This is a genomic window from uncultured Brachyspira sp., from assembly GCF_944393015.1.
Taxonomy (GTDB): Bacteria; Spirochaetota; Brachyspiria; order Brachyspirales; family Brachyspiraceae; genus Brachyspira.
On record NZ_CALXYQ010000063.1, the window covers coordinates 1 to 15801 of the forward strand.

Genomic DNA, 15801 nt, shown 5'->3' on the forward strand with positions numbered 1-15801 from the left:
CTAAAATTGTTTTACATGTAATATAAACTATTAACTTAAGCTAAAATATAGCCTTTTTGCTTCTTTGTGGCACACCACAGGCACTTCCTACAGTCGCAAAAGAAGTGGGGTGCGGGGCAAAGCCCTGCAAATATTTTAAATTAAAAAAATTATTTTGACAAAGTATAGTTGTTTAGGTATATACTAAAAATGCAGTCTTTTTGGTTCTTTGGGTCACCAAAAGAACTGGGGGTGTGGGGGCAAAGCCACCACAAACAATAAAATTGAAAAAACTAAAATTGACAAAATATATTTGTTTAGGTATATATAAGTTTTAATTTACATAGATTTAAAAAAAGATTTTTTTCTTATAAATAATAAGTTTATCATAGAAGGATAAAAAATTATTTTTTTGATAGGGTAGCCCAAAATGTAGGTATATTATATTCATGAAGTATGCCGTATCCGTTTGTATCTTCGTATATATCTATTAGTTTGAATCCTGCTTTTAATTGTCCTCTTACTTGTTCTTCTATTGTATGTGAAAATTGTACTCCGTCATTATTTTGAATTAATTTATTTAATAAGCTCTCATCTTTTAGAGGATTAAAAGGAAGTTTGTATTTTATTTCTTTTCCATTTTCATCAAATAAATAATTAATACCATTATCTAAACCAGCCATTAGAACGCCTTCTTTTTTTAAAACTCTGAAAGATTCTTTCCATACATGCATAACATCTTCTATATAGCAATTAGATACAGGGTGGAAAATTATATCAAAACTTTCATCATCAAATGGAAATGTTTTTGTCATATCTGCTTTCACTAGATTTATATTGTAGTTTTCTCTTTTTGATACCATTAAATCACTATCTATTTGTTTTTGAGAATAATCCATCAAAGTACATATTGAACCTAAGGCAGCAAAAATAGGCATCTGCTGTCCTCCTCCCGAAGCAAGCCCTAAAACTTTTTTATCTTTCAAATCAGGAAACCATTCTTTTGGAACATATTTTGTAGGTGTGAGAAGCATATTCCATTTACCATTTTTTGCTTCTAAAAAAGTTTCATGAGTTATAGGTTTTCCCCATTCCCAATTTTCTTCATCTATCCATTTGTCTATGGTTTTAGAATTGATATCAGTATAATCCATATATTATCCTTATTTTTTATTAACTATTTGAAGGGAAACTTTGTTTATCTTTTTTAGTTGTAAGTTTTTCAAATAAAACTAATATCCAGAATCTTAGATAATCAATATATAAAAATATTCTAAATATATTCTTTTTAGTGTAAAATGATTCATATTTATTTTTATTTAATATTTCCATGCTAGGAGCTTTTATTTTTCCTGCAAAGCTATCCAATGGTTTTTTGAATGGAATAAAGAATTTCATGTCTAGATTTTGTTTATTATTATTGAACCAGTATAAAGATTTTTTGAATTCCATATGCATTAAAAATACATCAGGTTCTATTTTTTTGAATCCTATAAATGCTTTATCTAATTCCTCTTTATCTTTGGTGTTTTGATAATTACCAAGCATATAAATACCTGGATAAATCTTTTTAATTTTTTCGGATATAGTAAAGAAATATTTTTCTTCATCTCCAAACAAAAACATAGACATCTTTTTTTGTTCTATATAATCAAATACTCTTGAAAATAAAAGAAATTCATTAATATAATTTAATTCTTCTTTATGAATAAATTTATAAGCTTTGGCTATAGATGGATGTGCCGCAATTACCAAAGATGAATTTTTTATTATTTCTTTTAATTTTTTATTATATCTTATTTTTAGTAATTTATGCACATCCAGAGATATTATGAGTATGTTTTTTCCATATTTAAGGTAGTCTAGTATTTCTTCAAGACTAACTTTGAAATTATCTATTCTTATTCCTAAAATGGATTTGTTTTCTATCATAATAAATTATAGCCTTTATTTTTTAATTAATTATATAGCAAGTGTTCTGCATAATGCCAAGTCTATAGGATCTACTTTAGGTACTTTTTTTACAGCATCAGTTAAAGGAGTGTAAGTATATTCTCCTTTCCAAATTCCTACAGCAACATTTTTCTTTCCTTCTAATAAAGCTTTAACAGCAATATAACCGAATCTAGCAGCCATTAAACGTTCTCTTGAAGTAGGAGATCCGCCTCTTTGCATGTGTCCTAATATAGTAACACGAGTATCGAATCCTGTTTTACCTTCTATTTGTTTAGCTACTTCCATAGCACCGCCGGACTCATCGCCTTCAGCTACTACTATAATAGAAGATTTTTTACCTCTTTTTTTAGCTATTTGTAATTCTTCTACTATTTTGTCTAGATCAGTTGTAGTTTCAGGGATCAATATATCCTCAGCTCCTGAAGCTATACCAACTTCTAAAGCAATATAACCAGCATGTCTTCCCATAACTTCTACAACGAAACATCTTCCATGGCTTGTAGCTGTATCTCTTAATTTATCTATAGCATCCATTGCTACATTAACAGCAGTATCATAACCTATAGTATAATCAGTACCAAATATATCATTATCTATAGTACCAGGTATTGCAACTATAGGATATTCAGGGTGGTGATTATAGAAGTCTAAAGCTCCTCTATAAGTTCCGTCTCCTCCTATAACGATTAAAGCGTCTATTCCATGGTATTTCATATTATCAGCAGCTTTTTTCATGCCTTCTTCTGTTTGAAATTCAGGAGATCTTGCTGAAAAGAGTATAGTACCTCCATGATTGATGATGCCTCCTACACTTCCTGCATTCATCTGGTATACATCATTGTACATAAGACCTTGATATCCTTCTTTTATACCCATTACTTCTAAACCGTTGGCTATTGCAGTTCTGACAACACTTCTTATAGCAGGATTCATTCCAGAAGCATCGCCTCCGCTTGTTAATACACCGATTTTTTTTATATCAGCCATATTAAAATAACTCCTTTATATTTATAATATTAAAATTACATTATTGGTTTTTTTTTATTATTAATATATAATGTCTATATTATATAATAATAATAAAAGAATTGATATACATAAATATAAAAAAAATATGACAGAAGTATGGTAGAAAATAAAGAATATACTGAAATTATTAATATAATAGAAAATCAAAGATGGGATAAACTCAAATATTTACTTGCCAGCATGCATGCGGCTGAAATAGTAGATGTTATACGAATATTAGACAGCGATAAAAATAGAAGCATAGTATTCAGACTTTTATCAAGAGAAATGTCTGCTTATGTATTTTCAGAATTAGAGCCTGAAGAGCAGGAAAAAATCATAATCTCTATGAATGAGAATGAATTAAAAGAACTTATTCATGAAATGAGTCCTGATGATAGAACATCGCTTTTTGAAGAACTTCCTTCCGATATCACAAAGAAGATTTTTTCTTTGATGGGCGAGAAAGATTTAAATATTACAAGGCAGTTATTAGGATATCCTGAAGACAGTATAGGACGTATAATGACTCCTGAATATGTTGATGTGCTTCCTGATTATACTGTTAAGCAAACTTTAGAATATATTAGAAAATACGGTAAAGATTCGGAAACATTTGAAGTTATATATGTCGTTCAAAAAGATGATACTTTAATTGGTTATATATTATTAAAAGATTTATTATTTGCAAGTCAAGATGATAAAATAGAAGACCTTATGCATACAGATATAATATGTTTGTCAGTATATTCGGATCAGGAAGAAGCGGTTAGGGTAGGAAGGAAATATGATTTGCTTTATATACCTGTAGTTGATTCCAAAAATGCTTTGATAGGTATTGTTACAATAGATGATATATTTGATATAGCTGAAGAAGAGGATACAGAAGACTTTCATAAATTAGGTGCTATTAGTATTGATGATGATTTCGACAGCAACATAAAACAAGCTAATCCTATTGTACTTTATAAAAGAAGAATATTTTGGCTTTTTGTTTTGGTATTTGTTAATATTATATCAGGATATGTTATAGGAATGTTTGAAGAGACTATAAGTAAATATGTTTCTTTGATATTTTTCTTACCATTACTTATAGATAGTGCAGGAAATGCTGGTGCTCAGTCATCAACTCTCATAATAAGAAGTTTATCTGTGGGAGATGTTAAAAAAAGCGACTGGCTTTTTATGCTTGGAAAAGAGATATTGGTTTCTACTACTTTAGGGCTTACCATGAGTATTGCTGTATCTTTGATTGCCATTTTTAGGGGAGGCTTAATCATAGCATTGGTTGTATCGCTTTCTATGATATTGGTTGTTGTTATAGGTAGTTTGATAGGTTTATGTCTGCCGTTTTTATTTGTTAAGTTTAAAAAAGACCCTACGACAAGCAGTGTGCCTCTTGTTACTTCTATATGTGATATCAGCGGTACTGCTATATATTTATTGCTTGCCACTACTATACTCACTAATTTTTCTAAATAGTTTTAATGTTTCAAATATTACAGCTATTTCTAATATATCTAAACAACTATATTTTGTCAATTTTATTTTTTATATTTTTATTATTTTCGGGGACTAGCCCCCGAACCCCCACTTCTTTTGCCGATTAGGCACCTACTCGGTGGTGCCCCAAAGAAGCTTATATCCTCGATAAACTCGGATACGCTTCGCGAAGGGCTATATTTTAGCTTAAATTAATAATCTATCTTACATATAAAACAATTTTAGTATTATTTAGTACTAATTTTATACTTGCACTTTTTGCAACTTTTTGCGGCGGGAAAAAGTTGAATAAAAAAATGACAAACTCTAAAATTTTCAGTATATACTGAAAATTTTTAAGTTTGTCAACTGATACACTTTATATAGAATTATCAACTTTTTTGCCGCGGCTTCGCCAAAGTTTTTATCCTTCGGATACGCTATGCGAAAAACGCAATTACTAGAACTTTATATTAAATATATACTTATTAAATATATGACATAACCTAAATTTAGACAATAAATGCAGGTTTTCGCGAAGCGTATCCGAGCCTGTCGAGGATATAGTTTTTTTGTGCCAACAAAAGAACTTGTGGATTAACCTCACCGTAGGTGGACTTTGTCCGGGTATGCTTTGCGGCATGTCTGTGTGCTTCGCAGGGCAAAAGACCTGCAAATATTTTAAATTAAAAAAATTTATTTTGACAAAATATAATTGTTTAGGTATATATTAAAAATGCATATAGTTATTAATATTTTTTCATTATCAATTAATAAACTATATGCATATTAATATAAAAAATCATTTCAAGAAAAATCTATTAATATATTCATATAAAAATATTGCTAATACTATAAAAGGAAGTATATAACTAATATAGAATCTTAATTGACGAGGGAACTTGATGCCTTCTCCTGTATTAGCTTCTTTTAAAAAGTTATCGAATCCCCATCCGAAATCTCTTGTACAGAAGAATAGAGTTACCAAAGCACCTAAAGGAAGTATATTATTTGATACTATAAAATCTAGTAAATCCATTATAACAGTACCTTCTCCGAGCGGATTTATATTAGATAGTATATTAAATCCTAAAGTTGTCGGAAGGCTAAGTATGAATAACATTACAAATAATATAATAGAAGTTTTTTGTCTTGTAATTTTAAATTTATCCATAATGAATGAATATATATTTTCTAATACGCCTATTATAGTAGTAAGGGCTGCCATTGCTAGGAATAAGAAGAATAATGCTCCCCATAGTCTTCCAAGAGGCATAGAATTAAATATATTAGGTAAAGTAACAAAAGCAAGTCCGGCACCTTCACCAGGATTTACACCGAAAGCAAAACATGCAGGGAATACTACAAGTCCTGCAAACAAAGCTACCATAGTATCCAATGCTATAATTATTAATGCTTCTCCTGTAAGAGATTGTTTTTTATCTATATAGCTTCCAAATATTGCCATTCCTCCCTGACCTACACTCAAAGAGAAAAATGCCTGTCCGATAGCAGCATAGAATATTCCTATGAATCCTGTAAGTCCGTTTCCAAATAATTTATTTAAATCCGGTACTAAATAAAATTTCAATCCTTCTATAGCACCTTTTAAAGTTAATGCCCTGATTATAAGAAGCATTAAAAGTGCAAACAATGATATCATCATGAATTTACTTGCTCTCTCTACGCCTTTCTCTAGTCCAAAAGAACATATTATTATACCTATCAATAAACTTATTCCCATCCATAATGTTAATGTAGAAGCACTTCCCAAAACTCCATTAAAAAAATTACCAACTTCATTTGCATTAAGTCCTTCAAATCGTCCTGAAAGCATAAAGTAAAAGTATGATAAACACCATCCGCATATAGTTGTATAAAACAGCATAAGAAGAACATTACCAAGTATTTGAACATATCCTATTTTATGCCAATTATGTCCTTTCTTTTCAAGTTTTTCAAAAGATGTTGCTATATCATGTCCGCCTGCTCTTCCCACAGCGAATTCCATTACCATAGGAGCTACACCCAATATAATTATTGATATTATATATAATATTACAAAAGCACCGCCTCCGTATTGTCCTGTTATATATGGAAATCTCCAAACATTACCCATACCAACTGCACAGCCGGCAGATACTAGTATAAATCCGAATCTGCTTCCTAGTTTTTCTCTTTTTTTCATCGGTATACACTCCAAATGATTATGGCAATTTTTGTTTAGATTATACTATATATTATAAATTATTAAAACTTATAATCATAAAATTTTATTCACATACCCCGCCCTTTATATTTTACAGTCTAATTTGCAATTTATAATTCAAATTATATTTGCTGTTTTTTATTAGAAATTTCAGCACCCGCCCAAGTGTTAATTAGATTTAAAAATATATTTAACGCACGGTGAGCTTCACTACAAATATGATTAAATTTGTATTATAATTTTATTTTTATTTTTTATTTCGTTTAGCGTGCGTTGAGCGGATTTTTATTTTTATAAAAAACTAGGGTGGGCTTCTATATTTTCTTGATAGGCTATAAGAAAGATGAAATTAAAATTTTATATTAAAGCAATAAAGAAAAAGGGTGGGGAGTTAGAAAAAAGTTTTATTTCTTATTTTGATGAATATATTTCTTTTATTTTAATCTCATCATAAAAAGAAATTCTGTATGAATAATGCTTCATAACATTCTCTAAAGTATCCAAATCAGGCTTTATATATAATGATACGCTTGCAATCTCTGATGACCACCAAATTATATACTCTTCAAAAGGCTTTTTATAAAATGAATAATGCTTTACATCTGTTTTTGTTATTTGACCATATTGAAAAGTAAGCTCTTCTTTTATATTGTTTATATCGGCCATAGTTACAGGATTGTAGAATGAAGGATTATTATATATATCACCTATATGATTGCATATCTCTATTCTATAAAGTTCATTATTGTAGAAATATAAATAATATGCTAATTTTTGAGTATCATTTTTATATATATTAAGAACAGTATTATTTTTTAATTCAAATGATTCAAAAAAATCAGCATATACATTTAGATTATAATTAGTAATTTTATTATCAGCTTCTTCAATGCTCATTCCAAATTTTAAATCTTTATAACCATTTAGGTCAAAAAGCTCTGGTAATTGAGCCAATACTATATTTATATTGATTAATAAAATTACTATTATATATCTTATATATTTCATTTTTGTTTATTACTATGAAAAGAATTAATTATATCTAAAGCAGCTTGAGGAGTTTCAGCATATTTTATTAAGTTTAAGTCCTCAACATCGATATAATTTTCTTTAATCATATCTTTTTTTATCCATTCTATTAAGTCAGTGTAATAACTAGAATTCATAACTATGAGAGGCATTCTGTCAAGAACTTTTGTTTGTATTAAAGTGAGAGTTTCAAACATCTCATCCATAGTACCAAATCCGCCAGGAAATATTATTACAGCTTTTGCATATTTTAAGAACATCACTTTTCTAGCAAAGAAGTATCTAAATTTCAATTCTTCTTTAACATAAGGATTAGTTTTCTGTTCAAAAGGAAGTTCTATACATAAACCTATAGAACCTGCATTAGCATCGAAAGCTCCTCTGTTTCCTGCTTCCATTATACCAGGACCGCCTCCTGTAATTATGTCATATTTATTTTCACCTAATAATTTAGCAGTTTCATAAGCTAATTTATAGTGGGGATGATCTTCTGAAGTTCTTGCACTTCCAAACATAGAAACGGCATTTTTGTAGTAGGACATAGTTTCAAATCCTTCTACAAATTCCCCCATTATTCTAAATATACGCCAAGATTCATTAGGCATATCAGAATTCTGCAATTCATAAGTTTCTCTTCTCACTCATAAACCTCCTTATTTTTATTATTTTATTATTACAGCAGTACCATAAGCAATAACTTCTGTAGTACCTTCCATTACAGATGAAGAAGAATAATGTATGCCTATTATAGCATTGGCTCCTAATTTTTTAGCTTCTTCTATCATTCTTTTAGTTGCTGTTTCTCTAGCTTCATTAATCATTTCAGTGTAGCCTTCAACTTCACCGCCTACAATATTTTTAAGACCTGCAAGCAAATCCTTTCCTATATGTTTAGCCTGAGCTATATTTCCTTTAACTAAACCTAATAATTCATAATTATATCCGCTAGGCAAATAATCAGCTGTAAATAATTTTATATCGTTATCCATTTTTACTCCTCATAAATTATTTCAATACAATAGCAGTACCATAAGCAACAACTTCTACAGTTCCAGGAAGTACAGAAGATGAAGAAAAATTAATTCCTATTACAGCATTAGCATTTAATTTCTGAGCTTCTTCCAAGATTCTTTTTGTAGCTATTTCTCTAGCTTCATTAAGCATTTCAGTGTAGCTTTCAACTTCACCGCCTACAATATTTTTAAGACCTGCAAGCAAATCTTTTCCAACATGCTTAGCTAATGATACATTTCCTTTAACTAAACCTAACATTTCATAATTATAATTGCTTGGTAAGTAATTAACAGTAAACATTTTGATATCAGCACTTATTTGTGAATCTCCTATATGTATTATAAAATATTATGTTAATTTCTCGGAAAAGTATAAATATACTTAATGATTTTTTATAATAATGATTATGATTAAAAGTTTTGATCATTAAAGGCATAAAAAAGGGCTACTGTCAGTGACAATAACCCTTTCTATGTTTTATTTTATTATTCATTAATTAATATTTTTATTTCATTATGCCCCATTCTTTCCATAATTGAACAGTGTAATTTTCTTCTTTTTGAGAAACATCAGTATTTATGAATTTACTATTAGAAGTAGAATTAAACAAAGATTCTTTATTATAACCTGAATTGAACAAGAATTCACTTTGTGAAGGTGCATTGATGAATAGTTCTAATTTTTGATCATCTAATAAGATATTAATAAATAATTCTGGATTTTGATTAATAATATCAAATAGTTCAGGGTTATTGCCAAGAACTGTGAACAATTGAGGGTTTTTATCCATATTATTAAATAATATATCTGCCTCTTTTTCAGATTTAAACAATTGACTATTATTTTCTAAAAAAGAAAATAAATATTCATTAGCTGTATTAAAGTTACCAGTATTTTTAAGTTTATCTTTTAAATTATATTTATTTTTATCAAACCACCTAGCAAAAAAATCCCAACCACCTATCAATTCATTTTGAGCAGCATCAATTTTAGCAGTATCGCTTTGAGCATAACAGAATAATGAGAATAATAAAACAAATAAAAATAAGAAAATTATAAACTTTTTCATTGTGGTTCCTCCTATTATGATAAAAGTTTTAATTATATTTTATAAATATTAAATAAAAAAATCAATATCAAAATATTTTGTTTATTTAAAATATTTTGATACAAATCTCCCTATCTGTAATAAACAAAAATATAATATATTTGTCAAAAAAATAATAAATTATTATATAAATTTTTGTTGTTTTTTGTGATGATAAACTAATAATTGTATAAAATTTAGTTTATTTTAAAAAAAGAGGATTGCAATTTTTACATTGCAATCCTGACAACCATTTCTAATTTACAAAAAATTGATGTTAATTAGAATAGAAATAGGAATAAAAAAAATAATTTTTTCATAGCAGTTACCTCCTAAATGAAAAATATTTTTTGTTATTTACTAATAAAACCTAAATATTTAAATAGTGTTAAATATTTTGAAAAATTATAAAATAAATTATATTTGCTATTTCATAATCCCCCATTCTTTCCATAACTTAACAGCTTCAGGATCATTTGGTAAAGATTTATGTAAAGTATATGACATTCCTTTATATCTATTCATAGTAAATATATTATTTAAATTGGAGGATGTTTCGGAAGGAAAGAAAAAACCAAGTAATTTTGGTTGATAATCTATGTCATTAGGGTATTTATATAATTTTTCGTTTTTATAGGTTTCTGTATTGTTGTTTTCTCTTTGAGCATAGCAGAATAATGAAAATAAAAGAATGAATAAAAATAAGAAAATTATAATTTTTTTCATAGTAACATCTCCTTATTATAAAATTCATATTTAAAAGATAACAAAAAATATTAAACTTAGTAAAAAAATAATGATAGTGTATGGTATATTTTTATGTTGTTTTGTAAATATTATGTATAATAAATGTTATAAAAAATATACAGTAACTATGTAATTGTTTATGAATTTTACAAAAAACATCCCCTATATTTTAATAATTTTCTATAGGGGATGCACAGAAGAAGTAATTAATTTTATAATTGTACTTTTTTTATTAAGCTAGTTGAAAGTTCAGGGATATAAATAACATTATTAACTAAATCTATATCAGCAACGCCGCTTAAAGAACCTTCGATTTTTTCTAATTGTTCTTTAGTATTTAAATCAAATACATATATGCATGCATTATTATTAGCACCATTTTCACCCCAATCAGAAACATATAATTTACCATTAGCTATAGTAATACCATCTAAAGCACCAGCACCCAATCTTGAAGCTGTCCATTTAGTTAAACCAGTACCGTCTGTTTTTAAAGTATAAATATCTCCTCCATTAGCGTCGCCTCCGAATGTACTTCCAGCTATATATAAAACTCCATTATCTAAGAATATACCATTAGCTCCAACTACTCCTGTTACAGATGAAGTTATAGATAAAGCTGAATTGTTATCTACTTTAATAAAATGAACTGTTGAAGCTCCTGTATCAGTTAATGCTACAGTTGCAGGATCTATTACTACAGTATCATTTAAGAATTTAGAACCTTCTATAGGAAGTTTTGTTATTATTTTATTTTCTTTAATATTAGCCAATACTAAATTACCTGTCATAGAACTGTCATTTACTTGATCAGGAATAATAATAATATCATCAGTTAAGAAAGAAAAACCCTTAGGGCTGTCTAATTGTCCTTCAAAAAGTTTCTGAGGATTAGAACCGTCTTCATTAGCTACAATTATAAATCCGTCTGCTGGGGCATTAGGATCTCCCAAGTTAGCTATATATAATTTTCCATTTCTGAATTTAACGCTTTCAGGTGCAGCCAATCCTTCAACATTAATAGCTACTGCTTCTTTTTTAGTTGGTTCTGCTTTTGCTGTATTGTCAGTTGTTGCTGTTTTGTCTGCATTATTTGAACATGATACAGCAAATAAAAAAGCTGATAAAATTATAGCAGTTAAAAATTTACTCATTTATAAATTCTCCTTATTAGTAAAAATTTTTATTAAGACTTTATAATATTTTTATAATTATATCAATGAAAAAGTGTAAAAAGATTGTTACCAAAATGATTACAATTATTTTTTATTCTAATATATACCTAAACAATTATATTTTGTCAAAAACAAATTTATATTTTTGTTTTTATATCTGGGCCTTTGCTGCGAAGCAGACAGTCGTGCTAGACCCTACTTCTTTTGGACGACATCCACCTAGCGAAGCGTGCCTCCGGTAGACGTGCCACATGCGAAGCCTTCCTACAGCGAGAAGCAGGCACAGTCTGCTATATTTAGCTTAAATTTAATAAATTATTTTATATTATATAATACAATTTTAGTATGATTTAATACTAATTTTATACTTGCACTTTCGCGAAGCGTGCCTGTGGCAGCAACTTTTTGCGGCGGGAAAAAGTTGAATAAAAATATTGACAAATTTTAAGTTTAACGAATTTTTTAAAATCTATAAGAAAGCGGTACAAGGCTTTATTTTTATTGCAAGACAAAATACAAGCAGGAATCAAACTATTTGAGAGATAGTTTTTCACACTTGTACCGCATTTCAAGCTTATTAAATTAAAAGAACTGTTATTTTTCTTCTGAGCATACAGCTCCTTAGAAGATATTATTATACCTCTATCCGCTTTCATATTGATTCCTTTAATGCTTCAAAAGTTTCTCAGGCTTTTGTTTTTGATGCATTTTATAATTTGTCTTGCGTTAACTAATATACACAAAATAATTTTAAAGTCAACAAAATACAAAAAATTTTTAAAACTAATTTTTTATAAAATAAATTTGATTAAAAGCAGTAGTAGTGGTAGTAGTAAAATTAATTGGCACATTTATTGCAGTTAACTACTACTACCTACTTTTAAACTTTCTTTTTGATTAAAGATTTTAAAATAAAAAAATTAGAAAACATAGTTATCTGGTATTTATAAAAAAGCCGTGTTTTTGAAGTTTTTTAATCTGGTATACTAAAACTATATAAAACCTAAAAAAGCCATAAAAATAAGCCTCTACGCTTCAAATAAAGCCATTCAAATTAAAAATCAAAACTCAATTTTTGATGATGTTATCACAACTGCATAAATTAAAAATTAAAATAGCTCCTAATAGAAAAAACGCAGTAAATAAAATCATAATTTTTTATAGTAAAGTGTACAAAGTGTGCATGTTCATTTCGTGCATCTCATACAAAATCAAGAAATCAATTATAAAAAGTTAAATCAAAAAGTTTTGATTATTCAGAACTATATTATTTATAAATACCATATTACTATATAGTATTAATACATAGCTTAGCTATACATTTTTTGTACTCAGTTTATCAATCCTGTTATTAAGCTCATTCATTTTTATGACTATTGTATTAAGCGTATTTGTTATATTTTCCTGAAAATCATTTTTTGTATTTTTGATTTCATTATATCTATTTATTTTTTCTGTATTTGCTTTATTGAATGGGTGATTACTCATTGCATTTTTTATCATATTCATAAGCACATAAATATATCTGCTTGTTGTTGTATTAATGTTTGAATGTCCCATCATCTTGCTTATTAAATAAGTTTCTGTTCCGCTCTCTGCCATATCAGTTGCAAACCCTCGCCTAAAAGAATGGCAAGTTATTTTTACTTTATTTCTTTTTGATATTATTCTCATAATCATAGTCATAGTTTCTATTGCTAAATCATGTCCATTGTTTTTAATAAAAAGATTATTCTGTTCTTTTATTTTATTTTTTCTTAATATCTCATCACGCTCTGATATATAATCAATTAATATATCTTTAATCATATCAGAAAAAACAACTATGCGGGGCTTGCTTCCTTTGGTTTTATAAATAGTTATAGTTTTGTTTTCAAGATTAATATTTCTAATATCTATGCCTGCAGTTTCTTTTCTGCGAATGCCTGTGTTTGACATTAAAAGCATCATTAAAATATTTCTTTGATTTGTGAAACAGGATTTTGAAGTTCTTTCTATTTTTTTTATAATATCTAAAGTTTGATTTGCTTTTACTACTAACTGTTCTTTAATTATTGGCTTAGGTCTTTTTATATCATCAAAAGTATCTATTAATACTTTAGCTTCTATTATTTTTTTCTTATGCAAAAACTTTAAATAACTTTTAATAACATTTATTCTGCAGTTAATAATATCAGATGATAATTGATGTTCTGTTTGGTATGATATATATTTTTCTAATAATTCTTTATTTATATTTTTGTATAGAACTTCAGTACTACAAATATATAGATAATCTTTTTCAGCGAAAATAGAATAATCATTATCTTGCTTAATTATGAACTTAAAAAAATATATAATATTATTTTTATAAGTTTTTACAGTTGATGGGCTTTTATCTATAGAAAGATAATCAGAAAATTGAATAATAAAATTGACATCTTTGGAATAATCATAAAGATTATATTTTTCAGCATTAAGCATAAAAAACAACTCCATTTTTATTCTAAAAAATTTGCTTGACTTTTGAAAAAGAATAGAGTTGTTTTCTTAGATGTAATTATTATCGTCTTAAATAATTTTTCATTAAATATTTTTATATAATTATTGACAAAGTCATTTTATTTTATTAAATTTTTAGTAAACAATAGAAGTGAGGGTTATATGTTAATAGCATTTATGATATTTATTTTTATAATAGTTATAGCTAGTTTTTTATATAGTTTTACTTTCTCTAAAAAATCAAATGTTGAAAAAGTTAATAGCAATGATCACATAGAAATTACTTTTGAATATAATGAACCTAGAAAAACAGGTAAATTATTAAGGGACTTTCCTGCTAATTATACCATAATAGATGTTGAAACTACAGGATTAAAACCTAGAGAAGATAAGATAATAGAAATAGGAGCCATTAAATATAGAGATAATAAAGAAATAGATTATTTTTCAACTTTAGTAAAAGTAGATTATATTCCAAACTTTATAAGTTCATACACAAATATTACTAATAAAATGGTAAAAAATGCACCTAGAGTAGATGAAGCTATAAAACAATTTTATGATTTTGTAGGGGATGATATATTAGTTGGTTATAATGTTCCATTTGATATGAAGTTAGTAATGGAGAACTTTTATTAAATAATGATTTTATTGATGTTATGTATATAGCTAAAAGAGTATTAAAAGATTTAGAAAATTATAAGCAAGTAACAGTTGCATCATATTATAACATTAGTATAGATAATTTGCATAGAGCTATGGGAGATTGTAAATTATGCAGTGCTATATATGAATGTTTACAAAAAGATATACTTGAAAAATGGGGAGCATTTAATAAGTTCTACAAAAAATATCCGAAAATAAAAAATAAGATTGAAAATAACAAAAATGAATAATTCTTTTGCTATTCATATTGATTGCCTATTTTTATGAAAAAGTTTAAAATTAATTTATATTAATTTCTAAAAACCATAAATTATATTTTTATTCTCAAGGGCAGGAGTTTAAGCTTCGCCCTTATTTTTTATATTCAGTCATAATCAATAAAAAAGATTAATAAAGATTATAGTATAAAGTTTTTTTCTTAAAAGAAATCATAAACCTTAATATTTTGTATATATGGTATAGAATAAAAAATATTTTTTTAATCTGATAAAAAAATATTTTTACTAAATAAAAAAAGGAGGGATCATGAAGATTTATAAAATATTAAAGGCAATCACAGTTATTGCGAACGCCGTAATTGCCTTATACGAAATCTTCAAAGGATAAAAAATCCTTAAAAGTATCAGGCATATTAGGGTATGTCTGATACTAAAAATTATAATATTAAAATAAATAATATCAAGGAGTTGTATATGACTAATGAATTAGAAAAAAAAGAAGAGTTAAAAAAAGCACCAAAAAAATTACACTGGGCTTTTACAGCCCCAGAAGAGTGTATTAATGAAATGAAAGACTATGCAAGAAGGTACAATATGTCTTTAGGCGAATATATAGAGGCTATTCATAAAAGATATTTAGAAAGTATAGAAAATAAAAAATTATAATAGTTATTTTGCACAGGAGCCAGACATATTGCATTAAGTATTCCTTAATTTCTTGAAGTATAACACAGGTGTATAATAATTTAA

At 27.2% G+C, this 15801-nt stretch carries 17 protein-coding genes; 4 read left to right on the forward strand and 13 right to left on the reverse strand.

From position 1 onward, the window contains the following. Positions 1-383: 383 nt before the first annotated feature. From Q0K19_RS13760 to pfkA, 3 genes are read right to left on the reverse strand one after another with little or no spacing between them, the layout of a single operon-like run. A complete protein-coding gene (locus tag Q0K19_RS13760) occupies positions 384-1133 on the reverse strand; it encodes a class I SAM-dependent methyltransferase (protein WP_297248930.1) in 750 nt (249 codons plus the stop codon). Between the two features lie 19 nt (positions 1134-1152). Continuing rightward, complete coding sequence (locus tag Q0K19_RS13765) at positions 1153-1911, reverse strand: WecB/TagA/CpsF family glycosyltransferase (protein ID WP_297248932.1); 759 nt, start codon at positions 1909-1911, stop codon at positions 1153-1155. 30 nt (positions 1912-1941) lie between these two features. Next, positions 1942-2922: a 6-phosphofructokinase gene (pfkA, locus tag Q0K19_RS13770; RefSeq protein WP_297248934.1), complete on the reverse strand. Its 981-nt coding sequence runs from the start codon at positions 2920-2922 to the stop codon at positions 1942-1944. A gap of 138 nt (positions 2923-3060) precedes the next feature. Between pfkA and mgtE the strand changes: the two genes are divergently transcribed. Further along, the gene (gene mgtE / locus Q0K19_RS13775; RefSeq protein WP_297248936.1) at positions 3061-4425 is read left to right on the forward strand and encodes a magnesium transporter; all 1365 of its coding nucleotides are present in this window, start codon (positions 3061-3063) and stop codon (positions 4423-4425) included. 802 nt (positions 4426-5227) lie between these two features. Here mgtE and Q0K19_RS13780 read toward each other — a convergent pair. The 10 genes from Q0K19_RS13780 to Q0K19_RS13825 form a co-directional block, all read right to left on the reverse strand. After that, positions 5228-6613 (reverse strand): sodium-dependent transporter, encoded by a 1386-nt coding sequence (locus tag Q0K19_RS13780; protein ID WP_297248938.1) that lies wholly within the window; start codon positions 6611-6613, stop codon positions 5228-5230. Between the two features lie 432 nt (positions 6614-7045). Beyond that, positions 7046-7642 (reverse strand): hypothetical protein, encoded by a 597-nt coding sequence (locus Q0K19_RS13785; protein WP_297248940.1) that lies wholly within the window; start codon positions 7640-7642, stop codon positions 7046-7048. Then, positions 7639-8304 carry a TIGR00730 family Rossman fold protein gene (locus Q0K19_RS13790; protein ID WP_297248942.1) on the reverse strand — a complete coding sequence of 222 codons (666 nt, stop codon included), beginning with the start codon at positions 8302-8304 and terminating at the stop codon, positions 7639-7641. Before Q0K19_RS13790 ends, Q0K19_RS13785 begins: the two co-directional genes overlap by 4 nt. A gap of 21 nt (positions 8305-8325) precedes the next feature. Then, positions 8326-8652, reverse strand: coding sequence for a YbjQ family protein (locus Q0K19_RS13795; RefSeq protein ID WP_297248943.1), 327 nt, complete (start codon positions 8650-8652; stop codon positions 8326-8328). 16 nt (positions 8653-8668) lie between these two features. After that, positions 8669-8995, reverse strand: coding sequence for a YbjQ family protein (locus Q0K19_RS13800; protein ID WP_297248961.1), 327 nt, complete (start codon positions 8993-8995; stop codon positions 8669-8671). A gap of 187 nt (positions 8996-9182) precedes the next feature. Continuing rightward, a complete protein-coding gene (locus Q0K19_RS13805; RefSeq protein WP_297248945.1) occupies positions 9183-9746 on the reverse strand; it encodes a hypothetical protein in 564 nt (187 codons plus the stop codon). A 444-nt stretch (positions 9747-10190) separates the two neighbouring features. After that, positions 10191-10490 carry a hypothetical protein gene (locus Q0K19_RS13810; RefSeq protein WP_297248948.1) on the reverse strand — a complete coding sequence of 100 codons (300 nt, stop codon included), beginning with the start codon at positions 10488-10490 and terminating at the stop codon, positions 10191-10193. A gap of 233 nt (positions 10491-10723) precedes the next feature. Then, entirely contained in the window at positions 10724-11665 is a 942-nt protein-coding gene (locus tag Q0K19_RS13815) for an ATP-binding protein (RefSeq protein WP_297248950.1), read from the reverse strand. A gap of 383 nt (positions 11666-12048) precedes the next feature. Continuing rightward, positions 12049-12342 carry a hypothetical protein gene (locus Q0K19_RS13820; protein ID WP_297248952.1) on the reverse strand — a complete coding sequence of 98 codons (294 nt, stop codon included), beginning with the start codon at positions 12340-12342 and terminating at the stop codon, positions 12049-12051. Between the two features lie 658 nt (positions 12343-13000). Beyond that, a complete protein-coding gene (locus tag Q0K19_RS13825) occupies positions 13001-14149 on the reverse strand; it encodes a site-specific integrase (protein WP_297248954.1) in 1149 nt (382 codons plus the stop codon). 180 nt (positions 14150-14329) lie between these two features. Between Q0K19_RS13825 and Q0K19_RS13830 the strand changes: the two genes are divergently transcribed. The 3 genes from Q0K19_RS13830 (at position 14330) to Q0K19_RS13840 (ending at position 15717) form a co-directional block, all read left to right on the forward strand. After that, positions 14330-14806 (forward strand): PolC-type DNA polymerase III, encoded by a 477-nt coding sequence (locus Q0K19_RS13830; RefSeq protein WP_297248956.1) that lies wholly within the window; start codon positions 14330-14332, stop codon positions 14804-14806. A 20-nt stretch (positions 14807-14826) separates the two neighbouring features. After that, positions 14827-15063 (forward strand): hypothetical protein, encoded by a 237-nt coding sequence (locus Q0K19_RS13835; protein WP_297248958.1) that lies wholly within the window; start codon positions 14827-14829, stop codon positions 15061-15063. 462 nt (positions 15064-15525) lie between these two features. Next, positions 15526-15717, forward strand: a complete 192-nt coding sequence (locus tag Q0K19_RS13840) for a hypothetical protein (protein WP_047104507.1) — start codon at positions 15526-15528, stop codon at positions 15715-15717. Positions 15718-15801: the final 84 nt, after the last annotated feature.

Excerpts from the sequence above, each read along its gene's own strand:
- Q0K19_RS13760 (WP_297248930.1), bottom strand. The coding sequence starts at position 1,133 with ATGGATTATACTGATATCAATTCTAAAACCATAGACAAATGGATAGAT.
- Q0K19_RS13765 (WP_297248932.1), bottom strand. The coding sequence starts at position 1,911 with ATGATAGAAAACAAATCCATTTTAGGAATAAGAATAGATAATTTCAAA.
- pfkA (WP_297248934.1), bottom strand. The coding sequence starts at position 2,922 with ATGGCTGATATAAAAAAAATCGGTGTATTAACAAGCGGAGGCGATGCT.
- mgtE (WP_297248936.1), top strand. The coding sequence starts at position 3,061 with ATGGTAGAAAATAAAGAATATACTGAAATTATTAATATAATAGAAAAT.
- Q0K19_RS13780 (WP_297248938.1), bottom strand. The coding sequence starts at position 6,613 with ATGAAAAAAAGAGAAAAACTAGGAAGCAGATTCGGATTTATACTAGTA.
- Q0K19_RS13785 (WP_297248940.1), bottom strand. The coding sequence starts at position 7,642 with ATGAAATATATAAGATATATAATAGTAATTTTATTAATCAATATAAAT.
- Q0K19_RS13795 (WP_297248943.1), bottom strand. The coding sequence starts at position 8,652 with ATGGATAACGATATAAAATTATTTACAGCTGATTATTTGCCTAGCGGA.
- Q0K19_RS13805 (WP_297248945.1), bottom strand. The coding sequence starts at position 9,746 with ATGAAAAAGTTTATAATTTTCTTATTTTTATTTGTTTTATTATTCTCA.
- Q0K19_RS13810 (WP_297248948.1), bottom strand. The coding sequence starts at position 10,490 with ATGAAAAAAATTATAATTTTCTTATTTTTATTCATTCTTTTATTTTCA.
- Q0K19_RS13815 (WP_297248950.1), bottom strand. The coding sequence starts at position 11,665 with ATGAGTAAATTTTTAACTGCTATAATTTTATCAGCTTTTTTATTTGCT.
- Q0K19_RS13820 (WP_297248952.1), bottom strand. The coding sequence starts at position 12,342 with ATGAAAGCGGATAGAGGTATAATAATATCTTCTAAGGAGCTGTATGCT.
- Q0K19_RS13825 (WP_297248954.1), bottom strand. The coding sequence starts at position 14,149 with ATGCTTAATGCTGAAAAATATAATCTTTATGATTATTCCAAAGATGTC.
- Q0K19_RS13830 (WP_297248956.1), top strand. The coding sequence starts at position 14,330 with ATGTTAATAGCATTTATGATATTTATTTTTATAATAGTTATAGCTAGT.
- Q0K19_RS13835 (WP_297248958.1), top strand. The coding sequence starts at position 14,827 with ATGTATATAGCTAAAAGAGTATTAAAAGATTTAGAAAATTATAAGCAA.
- Q0K19_RS13840 (WP_047104507.1), top strand. The coding sequence starts at position 15,526 with ATGACTAATGAATTAGAAAAAAAAGAAGAGTTAAAAAAAGCACCAAAA.